Source organism: Pelomonas sp. Root405 (assembly GCF_001425165.1).
Lineage (GTDB): Bacteria > Pseudomonadota > Gammaproteobacteria > Burkholderiales > Burkholderiaceae_C > Pelomonas.
On sequence record NZ_LMDU01000013.1, the window covers coordinates 371523 to 384364 of the forward strand.

11 protein-coding genes are annotated in these 12842 nt (G+C 68.7%); 2 read left to right on the forward strand and 9 right to left on the reverse strand.

The features are described from left to right. Positions 1–26: 26 nt before the first annotated feature. Positions 27–893: a hypothetical protein gene (locus tag ASC81_RS17670; RefSeq protein WP_056269743.1), complete on the reverse strand. Its 867-nt coding sequence runs from the start codon at positions 891–893 to the stop codon at positions 27–29. 273 nt (positions 894–1166) lie between these two features. On the opposite strand from ASC81_RS17670, the gene ASC81_RS17675 reads away from it, so the two are divergent. Next, positions 1167–1667, forward strand: a complete 501-nt coding sequence (locus ASC81_RS17675) for an AAA family ATPase (RefSeq protein WP_235533695.1) — start codon at positions 1167–1169, stop codon at positions 1665–1667. Positions 1668–1707: 40 nt separating this feature from the next. On the opposite strand, the gene ASC81_RS17680 is transcribed toward ASC81_RS17675, so the two are convergent. The 8 genes from ASC81_RS17680 to ASC81_RS17715 form a co-directional block, all read right to left on the reverse strand. After that, entirely contained in the window at positions 1708–2166 is a 459-nt protein-coding gene (locus ASC81_RS17680) for a nuclear transport factor 2 family protein (RefSeq protein WP_056269749.1), read from the reverse strand. A gap of 10 nt (positions 2167–2176) precedes the next feature. Next, a complete protein-coding gene (gabT, locus tag ASC81_RS17685; RefSeq protein WP_056269753.1) occupies positions 2177–3499 on the reverse strand; it encodes a 4-aminobutyrate--2-oxoglutarate transaminase in 1323 nt (440 codons plus the stop codon). A gap of 8 nt (positions 3500–3507) precedes the next feature. Continuing rightward, the gene (locus ASC81_RS17690) at positions 3508–4857 is read right to left on the reverse strand and encodes an FAD-binding oxidoreductase (protein WP_235533702.1); all 1350 of its coding nucleotides are present in this window, start codon (positions 4855–4857) and stop codon (positions 3508–3510) included. 103 nt (positions 4858–4960) lie between these two features. Beyond that, on the reverse strand, positions 4961–5305 hold the full coding sequence (locus tag ASC81_RS17695; protein ID WP_056269759.1) for a cupin domain-containing protein: 345 nt from the start codon (positions 5303–5305) through the stop codon (positions 4961–4963). Positions 5306–5331: 26 nt separating this feature from the next. Further along, a complete protein-coding gene (locus tag ASC81_RS17700; RefSeq protein ID WP_056269762.1) occupies positions 5332–6783 on the reverse strand; it encodes an aldehyde dehydrogenase family protein in 1452 nt (483 codons plus the stop codon). 10 nt (positions 6784–6793) lie between these two features. Further along, a complete protein-coding gene (gene speB / locus ASC81_RS17705) occupies positions 6794–7750 on the reverse strand; it encodes an agmatinase (RefSeq protein WP_056269765.1) in 957 nt (318 codons plus the stop codon). Further along, positions 7747–9255: a cytosine permease gene (locus ASC81_RS17710; RefSeq protein WP_056269767.1), complete on the reverse strand. Its 1509-nt coding sequence runs from the start codon at positions 9253–9255 to the stop codon at positions 7747–7749. The genes speB and ASC81_RS17710 overlap by 4 nt, the downstream gene beginning before the upstream one ends. A gap of 73 nt (positions 9256–9328) precedes the next feature. After that, positions 9329–11749, reverse strand: a complete 2421-nt coding sequence (locus ASC81_RS17715; protein WP_162245920.1) for a TonB-dependent receptor — start codon at positions 11747–11749, stop codon at positions 9329–9331. A gap of 164 nt (positions 11750–11913) precedes the next feature. Between ASC81_RS17715 and ASC81_RS17720 the strand changes: the two genes are divergently transcribed. Next, positions 11914–12834, forward strand: a complete 921-nt coding sequence (locus ASC81_RS17720; RefSeq protein ID WP_056269773.1) for a LysR family transcriptional regulator — start codon at positions 11914–11916, stop codon at positions 12832–12834. Positions 12835–12842 lie beyond the last annotated feature (8 nt).

Sequence of the window (12842 nt, forward strand, 5' to 3'; positions counted from 1 at the left end):
TGCGACAGCCCAAGGAACGCGTGCCCTCAGGGCGCAGGTTGACACTTGCTCGGATCGGTCCCGGGCAACACCTCTGGCGGTTGCTGGCCGCGTTGCTGAGCGAAAGGGGAACTGTTGAAATACGGCAGGGCGCAGGAAGGACGCAGCCCGATCCAGAACAGCGCTTTCTGGTAGGCCTTGGTGGGTGAGTCCACATAGGCAACGAGACGCCCCCAATATTCCTGGGGTACTTGGGTGTCAGAGCTCGGCCAGTACCGCTGAACGTCCTCGCTGTAGTCCGGCACGTCGGACATCAGGGAGTGACGGACGGCTCGCTTCTCGACCGGGTCGGCAAGCATGAGCAGCAGCCCGAGGCGCATGTGGGATTTGATCGGATCCCCAGAATTGGAGACGGCAGCTTTCGAGGAGAAGCTTGGGCCCACGCTGGGCGCCGTTTCGCTGAACGGGTTCTCCGACGGCCCGTCCGTGACGACCAAAAGTGCATCGCAGTCGCATGACTCGTAGTACGGCGTCAGCAGCTTGCCCCAGACATTGGGCAGGCGGTATTTCTCATAGATCTCTGTTGCAATGTTGCGAGCCGCTTCTGGTTCGATGCGCACGCGGCTGATCTCATATCGCTCTTCCTGCCGGATCTGCATGGACACGGCGTTGAAGATGGCATCGGCCAATCTAGGCTCGTCATAGGAAGCGAACTTCCCGAGCTTGCCTATGTTCATCAGCGTGCCCCGTTTGATCACGTGCGCCCGGTAGCCTGATACGACCAAGACGCCAAGTTTTTTTGTCCGCTTGGAAAGCTCAGTGTCTTGCGTGGCGGTGTTGTGTGACTGAGCGCTGGCGTGGGCCAGGCTGAAGACGAAAAGCGCGGCGACAAGTGCGCGACCGATGGTTGTCATGACTACTTCCGAGAGCGGAGGCCGACTAGCTCCGCGTGGGTCAAGCGAATTGGGCGAAAAGCCTCTAACAATTGTCAGCGGGAGACGCGACCTCGCTCCCGCAGCTGGACGATTCAAATGCCGAACTTAGAGTCAAATTCCCGCGGTGGGTTGGCATCGCCGCCCGGAAGCCGCTTGCCGTAGCGCGCAAAGGATCCAGGCGGCATGCAAGGCGGGTGTCCTGGTCCACCAAGCCAACGAGGCGAGAATCGTCCGTCACACCAGGGAGGCAGCATGCGCAAGGTCAACAGGTTCCCATTGCGTTTGAAGCGTCTCGCTTTGCCAGCCGACTACGTCGCGCAACTGCGCCACCTCGGCACGGCGCGTGCGGGCACGGTCATCCTGAGGGTTACGCCCGGCACCGACAGCACGCAGGTTGTTGAAGCGCTTGCCCGCACGGTGGATCGCAGCGTCGTGAGGGTTGACCTGCGTCGGGTGGTCAGCCGGTTCATCGCGGAGACCGAGAAGAACCTGAATCGCGTTTTCGCGGCGGCTGAGGCGAGTGGCGCGGTGTTGTTCATCGACGAGGCTGATGCGTTGTTCGGCAAGCGCAGCGACGTCCGCGACAGCCATGATCGCTATGCCAACCTCGACGTCGCCTATCTTCTCCAGAAGATAGAGGCACACGCCGGGACGGTCGTGCTTGCCGGGAACGCGCTGCAGCGCGGGGATCACGCCCTATCGGGGCGGCTGCGCCACGCAACCGAGCTTCGCTGGCCACCCAAGGACGAGTGAAACGGCCAAGGTCGCTGTGGCTGGCGGACGGCTGCATCCATCACCGCACTGCGGCGTTCGAGCTGTCCGGCGGCGAGCTGATGCGCGACGAATGCGATGACACCATCTTCCAGCTGTTGTCGACCAGGACCCAGACGCGGGTGAACCGGAATCGACCGCTCCACGGCGTCCCCTGGCTCACGCCGGACTGCACGCTCACGCCGGTGACGACGGCGGTGTTGCCGTAGCCTCGGACCACCACGTCCTCGTTCAGGATGACCTGATTGGTCCGGCCCCGGCTCGCCAGTTCGCCCAGGTAATCGCGCTTGTCCTGCACCCGGCCGTCAGAATGCGTCAGCAGCCAATCCGGCGCGAGAAGCCGGTCGAGACCGGCGACGTCGGACTTCAAGCGCAATTCGTTCCACGACGCATCGGCGCTTGAAAGGCCCATCGGGGCCTGTGCAGCCGCGGACAGGTGAACCGCTGCAGCCAGCAAGAAGACTGGGATCGAGGCTTTCATCGGCATGTGCTTATCTGGCGGTCGAAGTGGTTCCCAGCATCGCATCCTCATCGGCGGCGATCAGCGCCTCGGCCAGGATGCCGAGCGCCTCGTCGAACACCGCATCGGGTGTGGTCAGCGGATGCAGGAAGCGGATGACGTTGCCGTGCTGCCCGCAGGTGAGCAGGATGAGCCCGCGCCGCAGCGCGGCCGCCTGCACTCGACGCGTGAAGTCCGGATCGGGAGCGCCGCTGGTTGGACAACGGAACTCAGCCGCCACCATGCTGCCCATTCCGCGTACCTCGGCCAACGCGGGTACGCGCGGCTGCAGCGCCGCCAGGTGCTCGCGCAGCGCCCGGCCGAGCCGCTCAGCGCGTTCGCACAGGCCCTCCTCCTCGATGACATCCAGCACCGCGTGCGCCGCCGCCAGGGCCAGCGGGTTGCCGGCGTAGGTGCCGCCCAGGCCACCGGGCTCGGCCGCATCCATCAACTCGGCGCTGCCACACACACCTGACAGCGGCATGCCACCGGCTAGGCTCTTCGCAAAGCACATCAGATCGATGGGCACGCTGTGGTGGTGGCTGGCGAACCAGCGGCCAGTGCGCGCAAAGCCGGTCTGGATCTCGTCGGCGATGAGGAGGATGCTTTGTTCATCCGCAATTCGGCGTAGCCCCTGGATGAAGGCCTCGGGCGCTACGCGGAAACCGCCCTCCCCTTGCACTGGCTCGAAGATGAACGCGGCGACGCGGGCCGGGTCGATGCTGGTACTGAACAGCCGCCGCAAGCCGTGCAGCGCCTGCTCGACGCTGATGCCGTCGAGCGCGCTTGGGAAGGGCGCGTGGTGCACCTCGGCCGGGAACGGGCCGAAGCCGCGCTTGTACGGCGCCACCTTGCCGGTCAGTGCCATGCCCATCAGCGTGCGGCCATGAAAGCTGCCGTCGAAGGCAATGACGCCGGGGCGGCCGGTGGCAGCGCGGGCAATCTTGACGGCGTTCTCGACGGCCTCGGCACCGGTCGTGAAGAAGGCCGTCTTCTTCGACCCGGCGCTGGGCGCCAGCGCGTTGATGCGCTCGGCCAGCGCGACGTACGACGCGTAGGGCACGACCTGGTATGCCGTGTGGTGGAACTGCTCCAGCTGCTCGCGCAGCGCGGCCTGCACGCGTGGGTGGCAGTGGCCCGTATTCAGCACGGCGATGCCGCTGGCGAAGTCGATGTAGCGCCGGCCTTCCACGTCCCACAGCTCGGCGTTCAGCGCGCGGGCGGCGAAGAAGGGCTGCAGCACGGCGACGCCACGTGGCGTGGCGGCCAGGCGCCGGGCATGCCAGTCGGCATTGGTGAGGTGTTGTTCAGACATGACGGGGTTCACATGGGAAAGCCGAGGGCCTTGATGCCCTTGATCCAGGCGCGCTTCCAGCCGCCCTCGGTGTCGGCGCCGTCGAAGGCGTGGAAGGTGATGCGAGCGCCCAGCCAGCGCAGCGGCTCGGGCGGAATCCAGGCGGGGCTTTGGCGGGCGACGCCGAGCTGGCGCTCCGGGCTGGGGCGGTCGAACAGCATGTTCAGCCCCATCAGCGCGCCGAAGCGGCTGGCGCCGATGCCGAAGCCGGTGTAGCCGGCCACGAACACGGCCTTGCCGCCAAGGTAGGGCTTGGCGAACACCGAGCCGCGCGAGCAGTAGTCGATGGGGCCGCCCCAGGCATGCGAGAACCTCACGTCCGCCAGTTGCGGGAAGGTGCGGTAGAAGGCCTGGGCCAGCCGGTAGTAGGTGGGCTTGCAGCCGTCCTGTGCCGGCTCTGCGTTGCCGCCGAAGTGGTAGCTGACGAGGCCGCCGAAGATGATGTTGTTGGCCCGGGTCAGGCGGAAGTAGTTGAGCTGGGTGCGGGTGTCGTAGATGCCCTGGCGCTGGGTCCAGCCAATGCGGGCGAGCTGTTCCTCGGTCAGTGGCTCGGTGGCCAGCACATGGTCACGCACGGCCATGACGCGGCGCTGGATGTCGCGCACGCCCACCTCGGCCGTGCCGGTGCCGAACAGCACCCGCCGCGCGGTGATGCTGCCGCCGGGGGTCGTCACCTCCACATGGCTGCCGCGGTCGCGGCTGCCGGTCAGCGGCGTGCCCTCGTGGATGCGCACGCCCAGGGACAGCGCAGCGCGCCGCAGGCCCCAGGCCAGCTTGGCGGGATGCACGGTGCCGCTGCGGTCGCGCGACCACAGCGCACCGGCGAACAGCGGCGAACGCAGGTGCTCGGCGGTCTGCGCGCGGTCCAGCAGCACGACGTTGTGGCCATAGTGGCGGTGCAGCTCGTGGTCGGCGCGCAGCTGGGCCATGTGGGCGTCGTCGACAGCCACGGTCATCTCTCCATTCCATTCGGCCTCCGCGTCGATGCCATAACGCTGCAGCGCCGCCTCGAAGCCGTCAAGGTTGACCTGGCCGAAGGCTTCCAGCTGCTCGATGTCATCGGGGAACACGCGCACGGCATTGGGCAGGCCATGCATGATGGACGTGGACACGATGCCCCCGGCCCGCCCCGAGGCGCCATGCGCCACGCGGCCGGCCTCGATGAGCACCACATCCAGCTCGGGCATCAGCTCCTTGGCCTGGATGGCGGCCCACAGGCCCGTGAAGCCGCCGCCGACGATGAGCAGGTCGGCCCGCGTGTCGCCCTGCAGCGGTGGCACCGGTGGCGGCGCATCGGGCGTGTCCAGCCAGTAGGGCATCAACCGCGTGTGCGCGAACGCATCGGCGAGGTCGGCCGGGCGCACGGCGGGCGGTGCCGGCGTGTCTAACGCCCGAAGCAAGGAGACAGCCATGCGCGATCCGTCAAGCCGGGTCCAGCAGGACATAGAACTTCCTGGCATCCGCCAGCGTCTCCCAACGGCCCGCGAAGCCAGCGGGCAGGCGGTAGCTGTCGCCACCGCGGAACTCGATGCGGCCGCCGGCCTCGTCGGTCAGCGCGATATGGCCCTCGGCCAGCCAGACGATCTCGTCGGCCGTGGTCGCGGGGAAGTCAACGGCGCCGACGCGCCCCTCCCACCAGCCCACGGTGTAGCCGCTGGCGGTACCGCGCAACGCACACCAGTCGTCCTCGTCCATGCCGTAGTCAAGCTTGGCGTGGTCGCCGACTCGCGGGCCGAGGCGGGTGATGTCGCGGATCAGTTTGGTCATGAGGTTCCCTGAAAGTGGAGACGAGGTCAGGCCGGTCGGGCGGCGACGGCATGCCGGAGTTCCTGGAAGGCGCGCAGGCCTTCGAGGCCCAGCTCGCGGCCGAGGCCGCTGGCGCCCAGTCCGCCCCAGCAGACCTGCGGAAAGATCAGCTGCGGCGTGTTGACCCACACCAGGCCGGCGCGCAGCTCGCCCTGGTACAGGTCGGCGGCCTCGGCGCTGCGGGTCACGACGGTGGCCACCAGGCCGTAGGCGGTGGCGTTGGCGGCGGCCAGCGCTTCGGCATCTGTGTCGAAGGGGCGCACGCACGCGACGGGGCCGAAGATCTCGTCCTGCCACAGCGGGTTCTGCTCGCTGGCCGGCGCGACGATCAGCGGCGCCATGAAGTAGCCGTCGCCCGCGCCATCGGCCACGCGGCCGCTGAATAGCACGTCCGCGCCAGCCGCCAGGCCCTGGTTGACAAGAGCTTGAACGCGCGCGCGGTGCTGGCTGGAGATCAGCGGCCCCATGGCACAGCCAGGCTTGCCCGGCGGGCCGGTCATGAGCGCCTGCACGGCCGCGCCGAACTCGCGCAGGAAGCGGGCATGCACGCGCTGGTGGACCAGGATGCGCGACGTGGCCGAGCACATTTGGCCCGCGTTCGTGAACGCGCCGCCAACGGCAAGACTGACGGCCAGGGCCAGGTCGGCGTCCTCGCGGACGATGAGGGCCGACTTGCCGCCCAGCTCCAGCGTGACGCGCTTGAGATGGTCGGCCGCCACCTTCATGACCTGCCGCCCGACGGCAGTGCTGCCGGTAAAGCTGATCTTGTCGACGCCTGGATGCGCCACCAGCGCAGCGCCTACCGCTGCCCCGCCGCAGACCATGTTGACGACACCCGCCGGCAGCCCGACGCGGTCGAGGATGTCCAGCAGCGCATGCTCGGCGGGCGAGGTCAGCTCCGACGGCTTGAGCACGACGGTACAGCCCGTGGCAAGTGCCGGCGCGAGCTTCCAGGCGGTCGTGACGATGGGAAAGTTCCAGGGCACCACCAGCGCCGCGACGCCGACCGGCTCGTGGCGGCGGCGGGCGCTCACGGTGGCGTCGGGCACGGCAACGGGTTCGACGGCGAAGGCGTCGCCGCGCAGGCAAAGCTCGGCGTAGAAGGCGAAGCACGCCGCGGCGTCGCCGACGTCGAGCTCGGCCTCGAAGCGAGGCTTGCCGTTGACCCGCATCTGCAACTGCACCAGCGTCTCGCGCTCGGTCTCGATGCGCTCGGCCACGGCGCGCAGAAGCGCGCCGCGTTGGGCCGCCGTGGTGCTGCGCCAGGCAGGCCAGGCGGCGCGGGCGGCCGCCACCGCCTGGTCGATCTGTGCAGCCGTCGCGGTGCCCTGCCAGGCAAATAGCGAGCCATCGCACGCAGCGAACACCGGCGTGCTGTCGTCGGCGGCGTACAGGATGTCGCGCCCCACCCGGGCGCAGGGGTAAGAACAGATGCTCATGACTATCGGGTTACCGGTAAGAGACGCCCGGCATCACGCAGAGCGCCTCGAAGGCGAGGTTGGCGGCCACGAGCGCCGTGGTGCCCGTGGTGTCATAGGGCGGAGACACCTCGACCACATCGGCGCCGACGAGGTTCAGGCCGCGCAGGCCGCGGATGATTTCCAGCGCCTGCATGACGGTCAGCCCGCCGATCTCCGGCGTGCCGGTGCCGGGCGCGAAGGCCGGATCCAGGCCGTCGATGTCGAAGCTGAGGTAGACCGGCGCGTCGCCCACGCGCTGCCTGATTTCTTCCATCAACGGCGCGAGAGAGCGGTGCCAGCAGGCCTCGGCCTGCACGACGGTGAAGCCCTGCTGCCGGCACCAGTCAAAGTCGTCGGCGTGATAGCCGGTGCCGCGCAGGCCGATCTGCGTGACGCGGTCGCACTGCAGCAGGCCGTCTTCCACGGCGCGGCGAAACGGCGTGCCGTGGGCGATCTTCTCGCCGTACATCGTGTCGTTGACGTCGGCGTGCGCATCTACATGCACCACCGCGACGGGGCCGTGGCGGGCCGCGAGCGCACGTAGGATGGGCCAGGCGATGGTGTGGTCGCCGCCCAGCGTGATGGGCCGGCAGCCGGTGGCGACGATGCCGGTGTAGGCAGCCTCGATGAGGCGCACCGAGTCCTTCAGGTCGTAGGGGTTGGTGGCCACGTCGCCGATGTCGGCCACCTGCAGCGAATCGAAGGGCGCTGCGCGCGTGGCCATGTTGTAGGGCCGCAGCAGCACGGACTCGGCGCGGATCTGGCGCGGCCCGAAGCGGGCGCCCGGGCGGTTGGAGGTGCCGATGTCCAGCGGCACGCCAACGAAGCAGGCGTTCAGCCCCTGCGTGTCGGTCGCCTGCGGCAGCCGCATCATGGTGGCGATGCCGGCGAAGCGCGGCATGTCGTTGCCGCCGAGCGGCTGGTTGAAGTGGGCGTGGGGGTTCATGGCGATACAGAGGAGGACCGCGGGGCTGCAGCGTTGGCGCCCTGCGTGCCGGCCGGCACCAGCAGGCGGCCGCGCGGCCCATAGACAGCGTCGGGCTCCGGGAAGCGCCACAGCAGCGCCAGATAGAGGCCGCCGCCGGCCACGAGTGACACGGGCAGGCTGAGGTCCAGCCCGCCGGTCGCCGCGTTCAGCGGCCCGGTGAAGCGGCCGGGCACCTGGGCGAACAGCAGGCCAAGTAGCGTCGCCACCCACCAGGCGACCATGGCGCGCAGGTTCCAGCCGCGCGTGAACGAGTAGTGGCCGCCGCGCCGGCCGCGATTGAAGACCTGCAGATCGCCCGGCAGGTAGTGACCGCGGCGCGTGACGAAGCCGATCACCATGATGGCCAGCCACGGGCAGGTGGCCGCGCCGATGACGGTCGCGAAGGTCGACACGCTCTCGACCAGGTTGAAGACGAAGCGGCCGAGGAAGATGATGGCAACGCTCAGCAGGCCGACCGCCAAAGTGCCGCCGGCGCGGCTGAAGTGACGTGGCAGCATGCTGGCCACGTCCAGGCCCGACCCATATAGCGCCGTCGTGCCGGTGGACACGCCGCCGACGATGGCGATGAGGCAGACCGGCAACAGCAGCCAGCCGGGCGAGATGGCGATGAGGCCGCCGATGTAGTCGCTGGCCTGGATGTACTGCGGCGCCTGCACTGCCATCAGCGTGGCTGTGCACAGGCCGAACAGCAGCGGCAGCAGCGTGGCGCCTTGAGCCAGCAGCACGGCGGCCATCAGCCGATGGCGCGGCGTCTGCGCCGGGATGTAGCGGCCCCAGTCGCCCAGCGTCGATGCGAAGGACAGCGGGTTGCTGGCCGCCACCGTCGCCGAGGCAACGACCGCCGGCCAGTAGGCCGCGTCGCCGCGCTGGAGGCTGCCCGCATAGGCCGGGTCGAACGACGGCGCGAAGGCCAGCAGCGCCAACAGGAAAAGCAGGCTCGCGGCCCACACCGCGATCTTGTTGACCCACAGCATGAACTGGAAGCCGTAGATGCAGATGACAACCACCAGCGCCGCGAAAAAGGCATAGGCCAGGCTCAGTGTCAGCGGCGTGACAGGCAGGCTCATGAAGGCATGGGCTCCGCCGACCAGCGCGTCGCCCGAGCTCCAGACCGCTAGCGAGAAGAAGGCGATGGCCGTGAGCAGCAGCAGGAAGGACCCCACCAGCCGGCCGCGGATGCCGAAGTGGGCGCCCGACGAGACCGGGTCGTTGGTGCCGTTGCGCGGGCCGAACAGGCTCATGGGGGCGAGCAGCGCGGCACCCACCAACAGGCCAACGGTGATGGCACAGGCGCCATCCCGGAACGACAACCCGACCAGGATGGGGAAGCTGCCCAACACCGACGTCGAGAAGGTGTTGCAACCCCCGAACAGCAGGCGGAACAAGTCCACCGGCCGCGCCTGGCGGGCGGACGCGGGGATCTGCTCGAAGCTGTGGGCTTCGATGTCGGTGATGCGGCTCAAGGGTGGCGTCCTGGATGCGCTAAGACAGGCGGCTTCATGCCAGCAGAAGGGGCCGCGGGTCAGGAAGCGCGCGTCAGCGGAAGCGGTAGCTGGCGCTCAGGCCCACGGTGCGCGGCGTCAGGTAGATGGCCCGAAGGCCGACGCGCTGGGCTACGGCCGAGGTGCCCTGGAAGGAGACCAGCGGGCGGGTATCGGTCAGGTTGTTGACCCAGCCGGAGAAGTCCCAGTCGCCGAAGCTCAGGCCGCCGCGCAGCGCCAGCGTGGTGTAGGCGGGGTAGGAGAATACTGTCTCGCCGGGGGCATCGCCGCGGTCGCTGGCCTTGTTGGCGATGTGGCGCGCGTTCAGCGCCACCCACCAGTCCAGCCCGTTGTCGGTGCCGCCGCTCCAGCGCACGCCGAGCGTGTGCTTCCACGGCGCGCTGCCGCCCAGCTCGCCGCCCTTCTCGTAGGTGCGGCATTCGGTGGCGTTGGCGTACAGGCACACCGTCTTGCTGCCGTCCCACTTCGCTTCGGAGTAAGTCGTGGCCGCCGTCAGCTCCAGGTCCGAAATGACCCGCCAGCGCCCCTGCAGCTCGACGCCTTGCGAGTAGGCCTTCGGTCCGTTGGTGGTGCCCCAGACCGGGAAGCCGTTGACGTCCTGCGAGAAGTAGGTCTGCGGGTCTTTCCAGTTCAGCCGGTAGACGTTGGCCTGCACATAGACGGTGCGGTCCAGCAGGAAGCCCTTGATGCCCAGCTCCAGATTGTCCGTGCTGTCGGGCAGGTAGCGGCGCGTGGCCGGGTCGACCTGCTGGCCGGCCTGGGCGCGGAAGCCGTTGGCGCCGCCGCGGCGGAAGCCCTGCGAGAAGGTGGCGTAGGTCAGCAGGTCGTTCGTCAGCTGGTAGGCGGCGTTGAGCTTGTAGTAGCTCTTGCCGCTGGTCTTCTCCTGGTTCTGCACATTGCCGGTGACGAGGTCGAAGGCGTAATCCTCCACCTGCGTATCGGCGCGGTCCTTGTAACCGAACATGCGCGCGCCGGCGGTCAGCGTCAGGCGGTCAATGCCCTTCCAGTGAATCTCGCCGAACAGCGCGGTCTCGCGGTAGTTGCTCGCCTGGTTCTCCGTATAGCCCTCGTCGGTGCGGCCCCGGCCCGGCGTCTTCAGCTGCTCCAGGCCGGGCATCCATTCGCTGTACTGCTGGCTGCGCTTCTGGTCCGACAAGTACAGGCCCGCCACCCAGCTCCAGACGCCGGGGTCGGAGACGACGCGGGTCTCGTGCACCGTGCCGCGGTACTGGTTGTCGTAGGTCATGTAGGCGGTGTTGCCGGCCCAGCTGGCGCTGCCCAGGCGAAAGCGCGAATAGCCCAGGTCGCCGTAGAAGAAGGAACCCGTGCCGAGATAGTCGCCCTGCCCCACGCGGCTGTCGCTGTAGCTGGACGTGGCCGAATGCAGCCGCGCACCGGCCAGCTTCCAGTCGATCTCCAGCGTGGCGACCTCGATGTCGCGGTCGGTGAACTCAGGGTAAGGCGACAGCACGGTCTGGTTGTCGAAGGCCATCTGCGCGATATAGCGGCCGGGGTTGCCGGTGGCGGGCAGCAGCTGCGCGCCGGTGCTGCCGTGGGCGAGCTGGGATTGCTGGGCGTACGACACCGTGAAGCTCAGGTCCGGCGTGGCCTTCCACAGCAACGCCAGGCGGCCGGTGTTGGTCTTGACCCAGTCGTCGTCCTTGTAGACGCACTGGCCGGCGTCGGACTTGGCCTTCCACGGTGAGGACGCGAGATAGCTTGGTGTGCAGGCGTAGCGGTCGGTGCGGCCCTTCTCGTCCAGCCTCGCGAAGGAGAAGCGCAGCGCCAGGTCGTCGCCGAGCGGCATGTTGACCATGCCGTCGGTGTCGTTGGAAACGCCGCCGCCGCGCGTTTGGTAGAAGCTGGTGGACAGCCGCGCCTGCACGCGGTCCGTCTTGGGGCGGTTGGTGATGTAGCGCACCGTGCCGCCGAGCGCGCCGCCGCCGTACAGCGTGCCCTGCGGTCCGAGCAGGGTCTCGACGCGGGCCACGTCCTTGATGCGCAGGCCGATGTCGGGCAGCGGCGTGTCGTCGAGGTAATAGGACAGCGTGGAACGGGTGAACCACTCGATGTTGTTGGCGCTGACCGACGAGACGTTGAGGCCGCGCACGGTGACCGAGTCGGTGAAGCGCGCGCCGTTGGCGGGCGCCTCGATGCCAGGGCTGGCGGCGATCAACGACTTCAGGTCGGTGATGTTCTCCTCGCGCAGCTTGTTCTCGGACAGCGCCTCGATGTTGATGGCCAGCTTGTGCGCCGCCTCCTCGCGCTTGCTGGCGGTCACGATGACGGTGTCGAGCTTGCTGCGGTCGCTGGGCGCCTTCTCTGCCTTCTCGGCCTTGTCGGCCTTCGGCGCCGACGCCGCCTGCGCCGGCGGCTCCACCACTTGGGCGTGCGCATAGCCCACGCTCAGCAGCATGCTGGCGGCAAGGGGATGCAAGGCGGGGCGTCGTTTCATGGATCTCTCTCCGGCTGTTGTCGTTGAGCTGGGCAGTGCAGCTGGGAGCGGATGTTGTCGACGGCCGGGGCGCAACAGCGGTCGGAATCCGACAGCTCTGCTTTCCGCCACACGACCCGCGTTTGGCCGAATGCGCAACGGCCGAGGCTGGGCGAACATGCGCCATGCCCCGCGATGCCCTGAACCCGCTGGAAGTCCTGCTCCAGCTCCAGCAGTGCGGTAGCCTCGCCCAGGCCGCGAGCCGCCTGCACCGCACCCCGTCCGCCCTGTCCAAGATCATTCGCGGCCTAGAAGAAGAGGTCGGCCAGGCGCTGGTGGAACATGCCGCCCGCCCGTTGCGGCTGACCGATGCCGGCCGGGTCTATGCCGAGGTCGCACGCGAGACGCAGGAGCGCCTGCTTGCCGCCGCCGACCAGATCGCCGAGCTGGCCGGCCGGGTCAGCGGGCGGCTACGCATCACCGCTTCGGTGCTGCTCGGCCACGCGGTGCTGGCGAGCTATGTGGTGAGCTTCCGCCAGCGCCACCCGGAGGTAGAGATCGACGTGGAGCTCAGCGACGTCGACCTCGATCCCATCCGCGACGGCTTCGACCTGGCGCTGCGGCACGACCAGGGCACGGCCGCGGGCCTGATCGGCCGGGCGCTGGGCAGCAACCGCGTCCACCTCGTCGGCGCGCCGGCCTACTTCGAGCGCCACGGCTGCCCCCAGTCGCCGGCGGCGCTGGCGCGCCATGTCTGCCTCGGCTTTCGTTGCAGCCCGCTGGATTCGCGCTGGCGCTTCCACCGAGGCGACGAGTCGCACTGCATCGTGCCCAAAGGCCCGGTGATGGCCAACAGCGACGAGTTCCTGCTGGCCAGCCTGCGCGCCGGCGAGGGGCTGTTGCCCTGCTTCGACTGGCTGGTGGGGCCCGAGCTGCGCTCCGGGCAGCTGCAGACCTGCCTGGAGGACTGGCGCTTCGAGAGCGATGCCTACGGCGCGCCAGAGCTGTGGGCCGTCTACCCGCAGGGCCAGCGCGGTCGGCGCAAGCTGACGCTCTTCATCGAGGGCCTGGTGGACCACCTGGCCAGCTGCCGCGCGGGCCGCTAGCGGCGCTC